Below are 15,094 nucleotides of genomic sequence, written 5' to 3'. Positions count from 1 at the left end.
GTGCATTTGCAGTACGTACATGCGCACACGTCCTGGCGAAGGAGTGTGTAGCAGGGCCGGAGGGACTTGAACCCCCAACCGCTGGTTTTGGAGACCAGTGCTCTACCAATTGAGCTACGACCCTTTGTCTGCCCCAACGTACCGCATCCTTCCGACTGCACGTTGTGTGCCGGAAGAGTGCGGCCGGTGAAGGCCAACGAGCAGTGAGTGTACGTGTTCCGCGGCCCTCCGTCGAACAGAAAGAAGCGGGCCAGTCGTTGATCGTCCGTGAAACCCGTGTGCCGGCCGCGTTTCCGGTCTGGAACGATGGGGTTATGAGCGCTGCTGCTACTCCTTCCTCTTCGCCCACCGAGCGCCGGGTCTCCGCCCGTATCGGCGCGATCTCCGAGTCCGCGACCCTCGCCGTCGACGCCAAGGCCAAGGCCCTCAAGGCCGCCGGGCGTCCGGTCATCGGTTTCGGCGCGGGCGAGCCCGACTTCCCGACCCCGGACTACATCGTCGAAGCGGCCATCGAGGCCTGCAAGAACCCGAAGTACCACCGGTACACGCCCGCCGGCGGTCTGCCCGAGCTGAAGGCCGCGATCGCCGCGAAGACGCTGCGCGACTCCGGCTACGAGGTCGACGCCACGCAGGTCCTGGTGACCAACGGCGGCAAGCAGGCCATCTACGAGGCCTTCGCCGCGATCCTCGACCCGGGCGACGAGGTCATCGTCCCGGCGCCGTACTGGACGACGTACCCCGAGTCGATCCGTCTCGCCGGCGGTGTCCCGGTCGAGGTCGTGGCCGACGAGACGACCGGGTACCGCGTCTCCGTGGAGCAGCTGGAGGCGGCGCGCACCGAGCGCACCAAGGTCGTCCTGTTCGTGTCGCCGTCGAACCCGACGGGCGCGGTCTACAGCGAGGCCGACGCCGAGGCCATCGGCCGCTGGGCCGTCGAGCACGGCCTGTGGGTCCTCACGGACGAGATCTACGAGCACCTGGTCTACGGGGACGCCAAGTTCACGTCCCTGCCGGCGCTCCTGCCCGAGCTGCGCGACAAGTGCATCGTCGTGAACGGCGTCGCCAAGACGTACGCGATGACCGGCTGGCGTGTCGGGTGGATCATCGGCCCGAAGGACGTCGTGAAGGCCGCGACCAACCTGCAGTCGCACGCCACGTCGAACGTGTCGAACGTCGCGCAGATCGCCGCGCTCGCCGCCGTGTCCGGCGACCTGACGGCCGTCGCGAAGATGCGCGAGGCCTTCGACCGCCGCCGCAAGACCATCGTGCGCATGCTGAACGAGATCGACGGCGTGTTCTGCCCCGAGCCCGAGGGCGCCTTCTACGCGTACCCGTCGGTGAAGGAGCTGCTCGGCAAGGAGATCCGCGGCAAGCGTCCGCAGGACTCCGTCGAGCTGGCCGCGCTGATCCTCGAGGAGGCCGAGGTCGCGGTCGTCCCGGGTGAGGCCTTCGGCACGCCGGGCTACCTGCGTCTGTCGTACGCCCTGGGTGACGAGGACCTGGTCGAGGGTGTCTCGCGGATCCAGAAGCTGCTCGCCGAGGCGCGCGACTGACGCGTCTTCCGCGTGATGCGGGCCGTCTCCGGGGTTCCCGGGGGCGGCCCTTTTCCGTCCGGATCCCCGGTGCGGATTTTCGTTCGGACAAGGCCACGAAGGGGGAAAGCCGCTTCCCGGGCGGCGGGTGTGTGCGGCAAGATCCTTGAATGGAGCGTGTACCACGTGATGTAAGGCAGCTGCCCAAGGCCCACCTGCACCTGCACTTCACCGGGTCGATGCGGCCCACGACCCTGCTCGAACTCGCCGACAAGTACGGCGTCAGGCTGCCCGACGCCCTGACCGGGGCCGAGCCGCCGAAACTGCGGGCCACCGACGAGCGCGGCTGGTTCCGTTTCCAGCGGCTGTACGACGCCGCGCGGTCCTGCCTGCGCGAGCCCGAGGACATTCAGCGGCTGGTGCGCGAGGCCGCGCTGGAGGATCTCGCGGACGGGTCGGGGTGGCTGGAGATCCAGGTCGACCCGACGTCGTACGCGCCGCGGCTCGGGGGCCTGATCCCGGCCCTGGAAGTCATCCTGGACGCCGTCGAGACCGCCTCGCGCGACACGGGTCTCGGCATGCGGGTCCTGGTGGCCGCGAACCGTATGAAGCATCCGCTGGACGCGCGCACGCTGGCCCGCCTCGCCGTGCGGTACGCGGACCGCGGCATCGTCGGCTTCGGGCTCTCCAACGACGAACGGCGGGGCATGGCGCGGGACTTCGACCGCGCGTTCGCCATCGCCCGGGAGGGCGGCCTCCTCGCCGCGCCGCACGGCGGCGAGCTGACCGGGCCCGCCTCCGTACGCGACTGCCTGGACGACCTGGAGGCGGCGCGGATCGGGCACGGGGTGCGGGCCGCCGAGGACCCGCGGCTCCTGAAGCGGCTCGCGGACCGGGGGGTGACCTGCGAGGTCTGCCCCGCCTCCAATGTCGCGCTCGGCGTCTACGAGAAGCCCGAGGACGTACCCCTGCGCACTTTGTTCGAGGCCGGGGTGCCGATGGCGCTCGGCGCCGACGACCCGCTGCTGTTCGGCTCGCGCCTGGCGGCCCAGTACGAGATCGCGCGCCGGCACCACGACTTCGACGACGCCGAACTGGCCGAGCTGGCACGGCAGTCGGTGCGCGGCTCGGCGGCGCCGCAGGACATCAAGGCGAAGCTGCTGTCAGGGGTCGACGACTGGCTGACCGCCGCCCCCTGATCAGGTTCGGCGCGTCCGTCACTGCGGCAGGGTCGACGTCCTGACCGCCAGCGGAACGTACCTGGGGTCGAACATCAGGTTCCGCCGGTCCCCCTCCAGGAGGGTGCCGTTCACCGCGAAGGTCGGGGTGCCGGGCGCCTTGTCGGCCTCGTACGCCTTCTCGGAGGCGGTGACGAAGGAGCGGTACTTCATGCCCTTCACCGCCGCGTCGAACTCGGCGCCGCGCAGGCCCTTCACGCGTGAGGCCGTGCGGAGCAGGAACGCGTCGGTGTAGCCGTCGACGGACTCCTCGGGCTGCTCCTGGAAGAGGAGGTCGTGATACTCGACGAACTTCCCCTGCTCCAGGGCGGCCCGCAGCGCGTTGGCCGCCTTCTTCGAGCCCATGCCGCCCAGCCGGTCGTCGAGGAACGACGCCAGGGTGAACTCGGTCCTGACCTCGCCGTCGAGGGTCATCTTCCGCAGCGCGCCCGCGCCGCCGTCCTCCTCGAACTCACGGCAGACCGGGCAGCGCAGGTCCTCGTAGAGCCGCACGACGGTGTCCGCCTCCGATGACCCGACGACGACCGTCGTGCCGTCGGCCGCGAGGTGTTCGGGCAGTTGCCCGGAGCTCGCGTACCGCTCGGGCTTCTTGGCGTCGGTCGGGTCCCCGCCGGTCGATCCCCGGCCGCACCCCACGGCGAGCACGCCCCCCAGCGCCACCACCAGCACCGATATGGCGGCCCGGCGCCCTCTTCCACGCAGCATGATCTTGCCCTCCCCAGAAAGAATGGGGACTCTATGCGATCCCTGTGAGCAGGGTGCGGGCGAGGCCCGCGGCGAACTCGTCCAGCGGCTGCGGGGGCTTGCGGTCGGGGGCCATGTCGTACGCGAACGCGCGCTGGGCGCAGGCTCCGAGGAGGAGGGACGCGGCGGCGTAGGTGTCGGCGTCACGGCTGATACGGCCCGCGTCCTGCTCGGATCTGAGATAGGCGTCCAGACCCTGGATCGGGCGGTGGGGGCCCGCGCCCATCTCCCGCAGCGCCTCCTCGTGGCGGCGCTTGAGCTGGGGTTCCGCGTACAGGGAGGCGGCCATCGGGAAGGTCTGCTCGTAGAAGAGCGCGGCCTCGCGGGCGATCTCCGTGAGGTTCTCCGCGACACTCTTCGCGCCCGGCTCCTTGGACAGCTCGGTCAGGAGCGGTCCGAGCTTGGGCAGCCGCTCGCTGAGAACGGTCACGAACAGCTCTTCCTTGTTCGCGAAGTACTTGTACAGCGCCGCTTCCGAACAGTCCGCCGCCTTGGCGATCTCCTTGGTGGTGGCGCGGGCGAGGCCGATGCTCAGCATGAGTTCATGGGCGGCGTCGACGATGCGGACCCGGGCCGGCTTCTGATGCATGCGGGCTCCAACCGAGCTTGACGAGCGGGTGAGTATCCACTCACTCTAGGGGTGAGTGAACACTTACCCACCCTAGGAGGGTGTGCCATGAGGATCACTGTTTTCGGAGCGACCGGCGGTATCGGCCAGGAGATCGTCCGGCAGGCACTGGCATCGGGCCACCAGGTCACCGCGGTGGTCCGTGACCCCGCGCGGTTCACGGTGACGGGCGCGGGCCTGGAGGTGTTCCGGGCGGATGTGCGGGACCCCGAGGCACTGCGCCCCGCGGTCGCCGGGCGCGACGCGGTCCTGTCCGGGCTCGGCGCCCGCAGGCGCGCCGACGCGGGCATCGCGGCCGAGCTGACCCGGTCGGTGCTGGGCGCGGTGGAGGCCGAGGGCGTACGGCGTCTGCTCGTCGTGAGCGCGGCGCCGGTCGGCCCCGAACCCGAGCGCTCACCGCTTGTCGACCGCGCCATGCTCGGCGTGATCAACTCGCTGCTCAAGCCCGTCTACGACGATCTGCGGGCCATGGAGAGCGAGCTCGCGGCCGGCGCCACGGACTGGACCTCCGTACGCCCGCCCAAGCTCACGAACAAGCCGCTCACGGGCACGTACCGGACCGTGGTCGGCGGGAATCCGCGCAGCGGCCGGAGCATCTCGCGGGCCGACGTGGCCCACGCGATGCTGGCGATGATCGACGACCCCGCGACGGTGAAGCAGGGCGTGGGGGTCGCCTACTAGCGGCCCACCGGGCGGGTCGCGGGGCCCGGGTCAGAAGGCGCGGGTCAGAGGGACACGCCCACCGTGACCGGCTCGTTGACCAGCGTCACGCCGAAGGCGTCGTGGACGCCGGCCACGACCTCGCGGGCGAGCGCGAGGAGGTCGTCGGTGGTCGCCTCGCCGCGGTTGGTGAGGGCGAGCGTGTGCTTGGTGGAGATACGGGCGGGCCCGCTGCCGTAGCCCTTGGTGAAGCCCGCCTTGTCGATGAGCCAGGCCGCCGAGGTCTTCACGCGGGCCTCGCCGGCCGGGAAGGCGGGCGGGGCCGTGTCGGGGCCGAGACGGTCCGCCACGCGCGCGTGGAAGGCGGTGAACTCCTCCTCGGTGAGGATCGGGTTGGTGAAGAACGACCCGGCCGACCACGTGTCGTGGTCCTCGGGGTCGAGCACCATGCCCTTGCCGGCGCGCAGCTTCAGGACGGTCTCGCGGGCGAGGGCCGCGGGGACCCGGTCGCCCGCCTCGACACCGAGGGTGCGGGCCGTCTCGGGGTACTTGACGGGGGCGCTCATGCCGCCCGCGTCCTCGAGCCCGAACCGCACGCGCAGCACCACGAAGCGGTCGGGATCGGCCTTGAAACGGCTGTGCCGGTACGAGAACGCGCACTCCTCGTTCGGAATCGTGACCGTCTCGCCGGCCCTCCGGTCGTACGCGATCACTTCGGTGATCGTCGATGAGACCTCCTGGCCGTAGGCGCCCACGTTCTGGATCGGCGTGGCACCGGCGGAGCCGGGGATTCCGGCGAGGCACTCGATGCCCGCGAGGCCGGCCTCGACCGTGCGGGCGACCGCGTCGGTCCACACCTCGCCGGCCGCGAGCTCAAGGTTCGTGCCGTCGAGCGAGAAGCCCTTCGTGGCGATCCGCAGGGCCGTGCCCGCGAAGCCCTTGTCACCGATGACCAGGTTGCTGCCACCGCCGACGATCAGCAGCGGCGTGCCCGCCGCGTCGGCCTCACGGACGGCGGCGATCACCTCGTCGTCGGTCGTCGCCGTCAGCAGCCGTGCCGCGGGGCCGCCGAGACGGAAGGTGGTCAGGGGGGCGAGGGGGGCGTCGTGGAGTTCCTGCACGCGCTCAAGAGTACGAGAACGGCCCCACCGGTCGTGGCGGGGCCGTTCTCGTACGCACTTGGGGTCCTGCTCGGCCTGCCTGTGGTCCCGCTCGGCCTGCCTGGGGGTCCGGCTCGACGCGCGGATCACGACAGGCGTCGCAGCGCCTCCGCCCAGTCGAGCGGCAACTCGTCCGTGGTGGTCTGCCAGCGCACGAACTTCGCGTCCTTCATCTGTGAGCGCAGACCACCGGCCGTCGGGCCGTGGGGCGCCGAGCCCGCGAAGCGCTTCAGCGCGTCGGGCGACTCCCAGGCGGACAGGGTCCAGAAGGTCCGCCGCAGGGGCGCCGCCTTCACGGAGGCCCCGTACGCGCCGGGTGCCTTGCTCACCTGGCGCCAGACAGAGGGGGTCTTCGCGAAGAAGCGGAGGGCGCCCCACAGGGTGCGGGTCTCGAAGCGGGAGGCCATGACGTGGGCCTCGGCGCCGGTCGGCGGGGTGTTCGGAACGGTCCAGGGCAGCGTGGGCATGACGGGCTCCTTCGGGGAGTGCCGGTTCGATGCGGGGCGTTCTCAGTGCGAGGCGGTCGCCAGGACCGGGGCGGACGCGGGCTCGAATCCCTCGGCCGCGCGCCGGCGGGAGGGGATGAACAGGGCCGCGGCTCCCGCGACGGCCACCGTGGCCGCGCCCACCCACAGCGCGGGCTGGATGCCGTCCACGAAGTTCTGCGCGGGCTCGTAGCCGCCCTGCGCCGCGAAGATCGACGACATCACGGCGATACCGAGCGCTCCGCCCACCTCGCGCAGCGCGTTGTTCGTGCCGGACGCGATGCCCTGCTCCTGCGGACGGACGCTGGACATGACCAGGTTGGAGGCGGGGGCGAAGTAGAGCGACATCCCGACGCCGTTGATGATCAGGGCGGGCAGTTGGGCTGCGTACGAGGCGTCGACGGCGATCACGGAGGCGTAGTACGCGAGGCCCGCGGCCTGGAGGAAGAGGCCCGTGGCGACGACCAGGCGGCCGCCGATCCGGTCGGAGAGGTACCCCGCGATCGGCGAGACGAGCATCGGCATGCCGGTCCAGGGCAGCATCCGCAGGCCCGCCTCGGTGGGCGAGTAGCCGAGGACGCCCTGCATGAACTGGCTGAGCAGGAAGATCGAGCCGAACATCCCGAGGAACATCAGCAGGCTGGCCGCGTTGATCCCGGCGAAGGCGCGGGAGCGGAAGAGGCGCATCGGCAGCATCGCGTTCTTGGCGCGCGTGCCGTGCAGGACGAAGGCGACGAGCAGGGCGCCGCCGGCGAACAGGCCCAGCAGGACGAGCCCGCTGGTCCAGCCGTCGCGGGGCGCGCGGACCAGGGCGTACACGATGCCGAAGAGGCCGCTGCTGGCGAGCAGGGTGCCGACCAGGTCGAGCCGGGCGCCGGTGCCGTACGACTCGTTCAGGCGCAGCCGGGCGAGCGGGAGCAGGGCGAGGCCGAGCGGGACGTTCAGCCAGAAGATCCAGTGCCAGGAGACGTGCTCGGTGAGGCTGCCGCCGATCAGCGGCCCGCTCGCGACCGCGAGCCCGTTGACGGCGCCCCAGATCCCGTACGCCATCCCGCGCTTCGCCGCCGGGACGGCCGCGGTCAGCAGGGTGAGTGTCAGCGGCATCATGATCGCGGCGCCGACCCCCTGGACCGCGCGGGCGGCGATCAGCGAGTCGATGCCGGGTGCCATGGCCGCGGCGGCGGACGCGCCGGTGAAGACGGTGAGGCCGACGAGGAAGAGCCGGCGGCGGCCGAACCGGTCCCCCAGGGCCGCGCCGAACATCAGCAGCACGGCGAAGGTGAGCGTGTAGGCGCTGACCGTCCACTCCAGGTCGTCGAGCGCTCCGCCCAGGTCGTTGCGGATGGAGGGCAGAGCGGTGGTGACGACGAGGTTGTCGAGGGCCGCCATGAACCCGGCGACTCCCGTGATGACGAGGGCCCAGACGGCTCCCCCGCGGCGTGCTGTCTGCTGTGACATCGTTCCCCCAGAACGTTGGTTAGTTATTGATGACTAACTTTCGTGGCCATGGAGAAGCCCAGGACTTCCCCGGACACCCACCCCTGACCCCCGCGCTCAGCCGCCGACTGCCGCTAGTGCTCCAGGCTGCCCTCGGCACGCGCCGAGGGGTACAGCCCTTCCCAGATCCGGTGCTCCGGGGGGAACCCCATGGAGACCAGGACGTTGATCAGCATTCCTTGGGCCATGAAGGTCGTCGTCGTGTCCACGTCCGCCCCCAGGGGCAGATGCGCCGCCTCCCAGAGCTTCATCCACTCGGCACGGACCGCCTCGCCGAACTCGTGGTCACCGGCCGCCTCGGCGGCGGCGACCGCGACGTACACCTGCATCTGCATCATGAGCCGCTCGGGATCCCTGGCGATGACGTCGGTGTACGCGTTCGCCATGGCGCCCAGGGCCTCCTCGCCCTCCAGCCCTTCGGCGGCCTCGGCGAAGAGCCGCGTCGCATCCTGCACGCAACGGGTCGCCGCCGCGAGGAAGATGGCCTTCTTGCCCGGGAAGAGCCGGAACAGGTACGGCTGAGAGACACCCACCCGCTTGGCGATCGCCTCAGTAGAGGTGCCGTAGTAGCCACCCCTGGCGAACTCGCTCATCGCCGCACGGACGACGCTCTCACGCCGCTCTTCTGCGCTCATCCTGACCATGCGGCTAAGTTAGTGGTCAATCACTACCTATGTCAAGCGTCATATCTTGGCTGCCGCCGAGGGTCTGCCACCGAGGCGTACGCACCCTGCCCACGAGCCGGGAGTCGTGCCCACGAGCCGGGAGTCGCACCTACGAGTAAGGGGCACCCCGCAATGGAGGGTGCCCCTTACTCAGGTTCCTACGGAGCGGCCATTACGCCAGCTGCACGACCGCCCGCGACATGCCGAGCACCTTCTGACCCGCGCTCGTCGCCACGAGGTCGACGCGGACGCGGCCGTCATCGAGCTTGGCGGCGACCTTGCCGCTGACCTCGATCGTCGCGCCCTTGTCGTCGTTCGGGACGATGACGGGCTTGGTGAAGCGCACGCCGTACTCCACGACAGCGGCCGGGTCACCCACCCAGTCGGTCACGACGCGGATCGCCTCGGCCATGGTGAACATGCCGTGGGCGATGACGTCCGGGAGCCCGACCTCGACCGCGAACTTCTCGTTCCAGTGAATCGGGTTGAAGTCCCCGGAGGCGCCCGCGTACTGCACGAGCGTGGCGCGGGTCACGGGGAACTCCTGGGCCGGCAGCTCCGTGCCGATCTCCACGTCCGCGTACTGAATCGTCGTCGTCATGGTCACGCCCCCTCGGCCGCGCGCGACACGAGCTTGGTGTAGGCGGTCACGACGTGCTCGCCGGCCTCGTCGTGGACCTCGCCGCGGATGTCCAGGATGTCGTTGCCCGCAAGGGACTTGATCGCCTCGATCGTCGAGGTCACGGTGAGCCGGTCGCCGGCGCGCACCGGGCGTGAGTACGCGAACTTCTGGTCGCCGTGCACGACGCGGCTGTAGTCGAGACCCAGCTGCGGATCCTCGATCACCTGGCCCGCGGCCTTGAACGTGATGGCGAACACAAAGGTCGGCGGAGCGATCACATCGGAGTGACCGAGCGCCTTGGCCGCCTCCGGATCGACGTAGGCGGGATTGGTGTCCCGCACCGCCTCCGCGAATTCACGGATCTTCTCCCGGCCGACCTCATAGGGGTCGGTGGGCGGATAGGACCGTCCCACGAAGGACTGGTCGAGCGCCATGGACTCGGCACCTCCTGGATTTGCGCTGTTGCCGGATGTTGCCGGATCTTACGGCCGGCCGCACACACGCGATAACGACATGAGGCCGCCCCCTCGGTAAGGGGACGGCCTCATGTACGAGCCTGAGTCAGCGCGTTTCGCGGTGCGCCGTGTGCTGGTTGCAGCGCGGGCAGTGCTTCTTCATCTCAAGACGGTCCGGGTCGTTACGCCGGTTCTTCTTGGTGATGTAGTTCCGCTCCTTGCACTCCACGCAGGCCAGCGTGATCTTCGGGCGGACGTCGGTGGCAGCCACGTGAGTGCTCCTTGGACGGACGGTTGACGGATGAACGCATGAATAGTAGCCGACCGGAGGACCGACCCCACAATCGGCTACTGTGTGTAGCGGTGACCGGACTTGAACCGGTGACACAGCGATTATGAGCCGCTTGCTCTACCGACTGAGCTACACCGCTTTGATGCGATGCCCCTCACCCGAAGGTGAGGGAACTTCACACCAGAGCCCCAATACGGAATCGAACCGTAGACCTTCTCCTTACCATGGAGACGCTCTACCGACTGAGCTATTGGGGCGAGCGATGAAGACATTACACGCTCGCCTGCCGATCGCCCAAATCCGTTTCGCGGCCACCGCCCATGGGCAGGACCGCGGCCCTTCCGGAGCCGCAACAGCCGCTCACGGCCGCCCCATCGGCACCGCGCACCACAGCGGTACGACTATTGCGCTCCTCCGCGAAGCGGGCCTGCCGCAGCTCTAGGCTCGACCCGCGCTGCGTGATCTTGTACGCCCTTCCGGCCCGCCCCGGTCCGGGGCGGGCCCCGCCCACGCGGCCGCCGCCCCCGAACCCCAGGAGCGCGATGCCCGACAGCCAGCCGCACCCCCACTCCCCCGGCAACGACTCCACTGCCGAGAGCACCGCCCTCCTCCTGTGCGGCGCCAGGCTCACCGACGGCCGGATCGTGGACGTGCGGCTGGACAACGGGCGCATCGAGGCCGTCGGCACGACCGGCAGCCTCACCGCCCACGCCAAGCGCGTGGACCTCGTCGGCTACGTCCTGCTCCCCGCCCCCGCCGAACCCCACGTCCATGGCGACACGGCGCTGTCCGCGGAGGCGGAGGGGCCGGTGTCGTACGACGGGCCCGACGTGCAGCGGCGGGCCACCGAGGCCGCGCTGCTCCAGCTGGGGCACGGGGCCACCGCGCAGCGCGCGCATGTGCGGATCGGGGATGTGCAGGGCCTCGGCCCGATGGAGGCGGTGCTCCAGGCGCGGCGCTCGCTGCGCGGCCTGACCGATCTGCGGACCGTGGCGATGCCCCGGCTCCTGACGGGCCTCGCGGGGGCCGACGGCCTGTCGATGCTGCGGGACGCGGTGAAGATGGGCGCGTCCGTGGTGGGCGGTTGCCCGGATCTCGACCCCGACCCGACCGGCTACGTGGAGGCGGTCCTGGAGGTCGCGGCGGAGCACGGCTGCGCGGTGGACCTGCATACGGACGGTGGCGATCCGGCCCGGCTCGGGCGGATCGCGACGATGACCGGAGGGCTGCGTCCCGGCGTCACGATCGGGCCGTGCGGCGGGCTCGGGCGGCTGCCGCGCGAGGTCGCCGGGCGCACCGCCGACCAGCTCGCCGCCGCGGGCGTCACGGTGGTCTGCCTGCCGCAGGGCGGCTGCGCGGGCGTCGACCGGCGCGGCACGGCTCCCGTACGGCTCCTGCGGGCGGCCGGGGTGCGGGTCGCCGCGGGCAGCGGGGCGCTGCGCGACGTGACGAACCCGGTGGGCCGCGGCGATCCCCTGGAGGCCGCGTACCTGCTGGCCTCGCGGTACGGGCTGCGCCCCGAGGAGGCGTACGACTGCGTCAGCGGGGCGGCGCGGGCCGCGCTCGGGCTGCCCGAGGTGCGGGTGGAGGCGGGCTTCCCCGCGGAGCTCATCGCCGTACGCGGCGACGAGCTCGCGGGCGCCCTCTCGCTGGCGTACAGCCGGGTCGTGGTGCATTGGGGGCGGGTGGTGGCGCGCACCAGTGCGGTGCGCGAGTTCTGCGACTCGGCGGCGCTCGATCTGCCGCGGCAGGGGCGGGCGGCGAAGCCGCAGGAGGGCGGGGGCGGCGGGCGGAGCTGAAGAGACCGCCCGCACGCGGGACCCCTTCAGTTCCCTGCCGACCCCTCCGCCGCCTCAGCTCTTGCCGGCCCAACTGCCGCCCTCACACACGGCATCGGCGAACTGCCGAACCGTCAGAAGCCGCCCGCGACGGCACCCGACATGAACGGGTTGCCGCCGGCGAGCTCGCCGAGCGGGACCTCGGTCGCGCCGGACGGTGCGCTGATGTCGCCCGCCTTGCCGAACTTGAGCACCAGCGGGACCTTCGCGCCCTTCTTGCCGTCGGCGAGGGCCGCGAGGTCGAAGGAGATCTTCGACAGCGTGCCGTTGGTGATCGAGAAGTCGACGGCGACCTTCTTGTCCGGGGCGTCCTTGAGGTCCTTGGCGGTGGGGAATCCGGCACCGGGCGGCAGCTCGTCCTTCAGGGGGCCGAGCTTGTCGAAGAGGTCCGTCAGGAGCTCACGGAAGGACGCCTTGGCGACGATGCGCTCGGTGCCGTTCGCGGTGCCGGCGCTGCGGAGGGTGACGTCGTCGGCGATGACGCCGCGCAGGGCCTTGAGGACCTTCCGCTGAGTCTTCTCGTCGAGCCCTCCGGAGCCCTTGGAATCGTCGGAGCCCTTGCCCGAGGTGTTCTTCCTGGCGTCCGAGATATCCACCTTGACCCACTCGCCTTCGAGGGCCTTCGCGAGCCCCTCCTCGCCCTTCGGCAGGTCCTTCGGCGAGGGGAGAGGGAAGCCCATGAGCTCCGACGTCTTCTGCATGTCGAGGCGGAAGTAGACGAAGTCTCCGGCGAGCCGGTACTCGGCCAGGGTGCCGCCCGGGACGGACACCTTCATGCCCATTCCGACGAAGTCCTTCTCGCCCGACTCGGACAGTGGCTTCTTCGACCGTACGGAGACGGTGACGTGGGCACCGGCGATGGTCTTGGCGATCGCCGGCGGCATGGCCTCGTCGCCCTGCCCGCCGGCCAGCCCCATGAGCGCGTCCGGCTTCGCGTCGAGGCCCAACTCGAAGGAGAGCGACTTCTGTTCGCCGAGCCGGTCGGCGGCTTTGTCGATCTTCTGACCTGCCGTCAGGTTCTCGACGGTGCCGCAGGCCGAGGTGGTCGCGAGCAGCAGCGCGGCGCAGCCGGCCGCGGTGAGGGTGGTGGTCCGTATGACGCTGATGTCTGACTCCCGCGGAGGTCCGATGAGAGACCCGGCGGCCGTCGGCGGCACGGGTCGCTGAGGAGACCCGCGAGGCACGTACAAGGTTGCGCGGCGAATGGGGTCGGCCCGGCGTACGGTCGGAAGCATGCGCATTGTCATCGCTGGGGGTCATGGTCAGATCGCGCTGCGGCTCGAGCGTCTGCTCGCCGCACGCGGAGACGAGGTCGCGGGCATCATCCGCCGTGCCGAGCAGGCGGACAACCTGCGGGACGCCGGGGCCGAGCCCCTTGTGTGCGACCTGGAATCGGCGTCCGTGGAGGAGGTCGCCGGGCTTCTGGAGGGCGCGGACGCGGCGGTGTTCGCGGCCGGCGCGGGGCCCGGCAGCACCGCCGGACGCAAGGACACGGTGGACCGCGCCGCGGCCGTGTTGTTCGCGGACGCGGCGGAGCGGGCCGGGGTGCGGCGGTACATCGTGGTGTCATCGATGGGCGCGGACCCGGCCCATCAGGGGGACGAGGTCTTCGACGCGTATCTGCGGGCGAAGGGCGAGGCGGACGCGTCCGTACGGGCCCGGACCGGGCTCGACTGGACGATCCTGCGTCCCGGGATGCTCACGAACGACGCGGGCACCGGACTCGTACGCCTGGAGGCGTCCACCGGGCGGGGTCCGGTGCCGCGGGACGACGTGGCCGCGGTGCTCGCGGAGCTGGTGGAGACGCCCGCCACCGCGGGGCTGACGCTGGAGCTGATCTCCGGGTCGGCGCCGGTGGCGGTGGCGGTCAAGTCGATCGCGGGGAACTGAGCGCGGTTCAGAAGAGCGGGAGCTGGCCGGGCACGATCGGGACCACGTAGCCGTCGAGGGACGGCTGCGCGGCGCCGAGCTGCGCGGGCCTGCGGGAGCCGGGGCAGGACACGAGTTCGCCCGAGCTGCGGGCCCCGGGCGGGTCGTGGCGGGCGAAACGGCCGGCCACGACGGCGATGTCGCGGCGGCACTCGGGGCAGTTTCTGCGGCGAGACGCCGACGGTACGGACATGTGATCAGTCTGCGCCACGGGCCTCGTCCACGCCCCGTCCGCACACGTCCCGCGCCCCCTGAGCCACCGGACACCCCCAGTAGGGTGGGCGCGACAGCACCTCATGAACCGGAGCAAGGAGCAGACGTGAGCGAGTCGGCGTCTAACGGCCTGCAGCAGGAGATCGCCAGGGAGCTCCAGGTCGCCGAGACCTTCGAGGCCCAGCGTGAGATCGAACGCCGGGTGGCCTTCCTCACCGAACGGCTGACCTCCACCGGGCTGAGCTCCCTCGTGCTCGGCATCAGCGGCGGTGTCGACTCCACCACAGCCGGCCGACTGTGCCAGCTCGCCGTCGAGCGGGCCCGGGCCGCCGGACACGAGGCGCGCTTCTACGCGATGCGGCTGCCCTACGGGGTCCAGGCGGACGAGCACGACGCCCAGCTCGCGCTCTCCTTCATCCGGGCCGACCACGTGCTGACCGTGGACATCAAGCCCGCCAGTGACGCGGCGCTCGAGGCCTCACTGGCCGCGGACGTGAGCTTCCGCGACGAGGGTCACCAGGACTTCGTGCACGGCAACATCAAGGCCCGGCAGCGCATGATCGCCCAGTACGCGGTGGCCGGCGCGCACAGCGGCCTGGTCGTCGGCACGGACCACGCCGCCGAGGCGGTCTCCGGCTTCTTCACCAAGTTCGGCGACGGCGCCGCCGACCTCGTCCCGCTGACCGGACTGACCAAGCGCCGGGTGCGCGCCGTCGCGGACGCGCTGGGTGCGCCCGCCGAGCTGGTGTGGAAGGTCCCGACGGCCGACCTGGAGACCCTCGACCCGGGCAAGGCCGACGAGGACGCGCTCGGGGTCACCTACGACGACATCGACGACTTCCTGGAGGGCAAGCCGGTGGACGGGCGGGCCTTCGAGACGATCGTCCACCGCTACCGCCTCACCGACCACAAGCGCCAACTCCCCATCGCGCCCTAGAGGGCACTGTGTGGGGGCCATAGGTACGAGACCGCCTGTCCGACGCGGTCTCGTACCCGCGCGCACGGACCCCGGAATACGAAGAACCCCCTCCGCACTACGTTTCCGCAGTTCGGAGGGGGTTCTCCACCATGTGGCGGCGCCAGGATTCGAACCTGGGAAGGCTGAGCCGACAGATTTACGGTCCCCACAGGCGAGT

At 70.9% G+C, this 15,094-nt stretch carries 17 protein-coding genes and 3 tRNA genes; 6 read left to right on the top strand and 14 right to left on the bottom strand.

Going from position 1 to position 15,094, the window contains the following annotated elements; genetic code table 11:
* Positions 1-51: 51 nt before the first annotated feature.
* Positions 52-124, bottom strand: a tRNA-Trp gene (locus LGI35_RS26290).
* Positions 125-314: 190 nt separating this feature from the next.
* Here LGI35_RS26290 and LGI35_RS26285 point away from each other — a divergent pair.
* On the top strand, positions 315-1,553 hold the full coding sequence (locus LGI35_RS26285) for a pyridoxal phosphate-dependent aminotransferase (RefSeq protein ID WP_227296773.1): 1,239 nt from the start codon (positions 315-317) through the stop codon (positions 1,551-1,553).
* Positions 1,554-1,702: 149 nt separating this feature from the next.
* Positions 1,703-2,731 carry an adenosine deaminase gene (locus LGI35_RS26280; protein ID WP_116511102.1) on the top strand — a complete coding sequence of 343 codons (1,029 nt, stop codon included), beginning with the start codon at positions 1,703-1,705 and terminating at the stop codon, positions 2,729-2,731.
* Positions 2,732-2,749: 18 nt separating this feature from the next.
* On the opposite strand, the gene LGI35_RS26275 is transcribed toward LGI35_RS26280, so the two are convergent.
* Both LGI35_RS26275 and LGI35_RS26270 read right to left on the bottom strand, forming a co-directional pair.
* Positions 2,750-3,475, bottom strand: coding sequence for a DsbA family protein (locus LGI35_RS26275; RefSeq protein ID WP_227296772.1), 726 nt, complete (start codon positions 3,473-3,475; stop codon positions 2,750-2,752).
* 31 nt (positions 3,476-3,506) lie between these two features.
* A complete protein-coding gene (locus LGI35_RS26270) occupies positions 3,507-4,103 on the bottom strand; it encodes a TetR/AcrR family transcriptional regulator (RefSeq protein WP_227296771.1) in 597 nt (198 codons plus the stop codon).
* Between the two features lie 87 nt (positions 4,104-4,190).
* Between LGI35_RS26270 and LGI35_RS26265 the strand changes: the two genes are divergently transcribed.
* Positions 4,191-4,823 carry an NAD(P)-dependent oxidoreductase gene (locus LGI35_RS26265; RefSeq protein WP_227296770.1) on the top strand — a complete coding sequence of 211 codons (633 nt, stop codon included), beginning with the start codon at positions 4,191-4,193 and terminating at the stop codon, positions 4,821-4,823.
* 44 nt (positions 4,824-4,867) lie between these two features.
* Here LGI35_RS26265 and LGI35_RS26260 read toward each other — a convergent pair whose 3' ends face one another.
* The 9 genes from LGI35_RS26260 to LGI35_RS26220 form a co-directional block, all read right to left on the bottom strand.
* The gene (locus LGI35_RS26260) at positions 4,868-5,923 is read right to left on the bottom strand and encodes a UDP-N-acetylmuramate dehydrogenase (protein WP_227296769.1); all 1,056 of its coding nucleotides are present in this window, start codon (positions 5,921-5,923) and stop codon (positions 4,868-4,870) included.
* Between the two features lie 125 nt (positions 5,924-6,048).
* A complete protein-coding gene (locus LGI35_RS26255; protein ID WP_227296768.1) occupies positions 6,049-6,429 on the bottom strand; it encodes a DUF3291 domain-containing protein in 381 nt (126 codons plus the stop codon).
* A 42-nt stretch (positions 6,430-6,471) separates the two neighbouring features.
* Positions 6,472-7,905 carry a DHA2 family efflux MFS transporter permease subunit gene (locus LGI35_RS26250; protein ID WP_227296767.1) on the bottom strand — a complete coding sequence of 478 codons (1,434 nt, stop codon included), beginning with the start codon at positions 7,903-7,905 and terminating at the stop codon, positions 6,472-6,474.
* A gap of 113 nt (positions 7,906-8,018) precedes the next feature.
* A complete protein-coding gene (locus LGI35_RS26245; RefSeq protein WP_227296766.1) occupies positions 8,019-8,588 on the bottom strand; it encodes a TetR/AcrR family transcriptional regulator in 570 nt (189 codons plus the stop codon).
* A gap of 193 nt (positions 8,589-8,781) precedes the next feature.
* Positions 8,782-9,210, bottom strand: a complete 429-nt coding sequence (locus tag LGI35_RS26240) for a MaoC family dehydratase (RefSeq protein ID WP_116511116.1) — start codon at positions 9,208-9,210, stop codon at positions 8,782-8,784.
* Positions 9,211-9,212: 2 nt separating this feature from the next.
* Positions 9,213-9,665 (bottom strand): MaoC family dehydratase N-terminal domain-containing protein, encoded by a 453-nt coding sequence (locus LGI35_RS26235; RefSeq protein WP_227296765.1) that lies wholly within the window; start codon positions 9,663-9,665, stop codon positions 9,213-9,215.
* A 127-nt stretch (positions 9,666-9,792) separates the two neighbouring features.
* Positions 9,793-9,957 carry a 50S ribosomal protein L33 gene (gene rpmG, locus LGI35_RS26230; protein ID WP_100594914.1) on the bottom strand — a complete coding sequence of 55 codons (165 nt, stop codon included), beginning with the start codon at positions 9,955-9,957 and terminating at the stop codon, positions 9,793-9,795.
* An 87-nt stretch (positions 9,958-10,044) separates the two neighbouring features.
* Positions 10,045-10,117: transfer RNA gene (locus LGI35_RS26225), tRNA-Met, on the bottom strand.
* Positions 10,118-10,162: 45 nt separating this feature from the next.
* Positions 10,163-10,235, bottom strand: a tRNA-Thr gene (locus LGI35_RS26220).
* A gap of 285 nt (positions 10,236-10,520) precedes the next feature.
* Here LGI35_RS26220 and LGI35_RS26215 point away from each other — a divergent pair.
* On the top strand, positions 10,521-11,777 hold the full coding sequence (locus tag LGI35_RS26215) for an amidohydrolase family protein (RefSeq protein ID WP_227296764.1): 1,257 nt from the start codon (positions 10,521-10,523) through the stop codon (positions 11,775-11,777).
* A 113-nt stretch (positions 11,778-11,890) separates the two neighbouring features.
* Here the strand turns inward: LGI35_RS26215 and LGI35_RS26210 are convergent, their stop codons facing one another.
* The gene (locus LGI35_RS26210) at positions 11,891-12,973 is read right to left on the bottom strand and encodes a hypothetical protein (protein ID WP_227296763.1); all 1,083 of its coding nucleotides are present in this window, start codon (positions 12,971-12,973) and stop codon (positions 11,891-11,893) included.
* 76 nt (positions 12,974-13,049) lie between these two features.
* Here LGI35_RS26210 and LGI35_RS26205 point away from each other — a divergent pair, with 76 nt between their 5' ends.
* Positions 13,050-13,706 carry an NAD(P)H-binding protein gene (locus LGI35_RS26205; RefSeq protein WP_227296762.1) on the top strand — a complete coding sequence of 219 codons (657 nt, stop codon included), beginning with the start codon at positions 13,050-13,052 and terminating at the stop codon, positions 13,704-13,706.
* 7 nt (positions 13,707-13,713) lie between these two features.
* Here LGI35_RS26205 and LGI35_RS26200 read toward each other — a convergent pair whose 3' ends face one another.
* A complete protein-coding gene (locus LGI35_RS26200) occupies positions 13,714-13,938 on the bottom strand; it encodes a hypothetical protein (RefSeq protein ID WP_227296761.1) in 225 nt (74 codons plus the stop codon).
* Between the two features lie 126 nt (positions 13,939-14,064).
* Between LGI35_RS26200 and nadE the strand changes: the two genes are divergently transcribed.
* Positions 14,065-14,895 carry an ammonia-dependent NAD(+) synthetase gene (gene nadE / locus LGI35_RS26195; RefSeq protein WP_227296760.1) on the top strand — a complete coding sequence of 277 codons (831 nt, stop codon included), beginning with the start codon at positions 14,065-14,067 and terminating at the stop codon, positions 14,893-14,895.
* Positions 14,896-15,094: the final 199 nt, after the last annotated feature.

The sequence above is a fragment of the Streptomyces longhuiensis genome (assembly GCF_020616555.1).
Taxonomy (GTDB): domain Bacteria; phylum Actinomycetota; class Actinomycetes; order Streptomycetales; family Streptomycetaceae; genus Streptomyces; species Streptomyces longhuiensis.
Note: the sequence above shows the minus strand (reverse complement) of the source record. Positions and strands in the feature narration are given on the sequence as shown.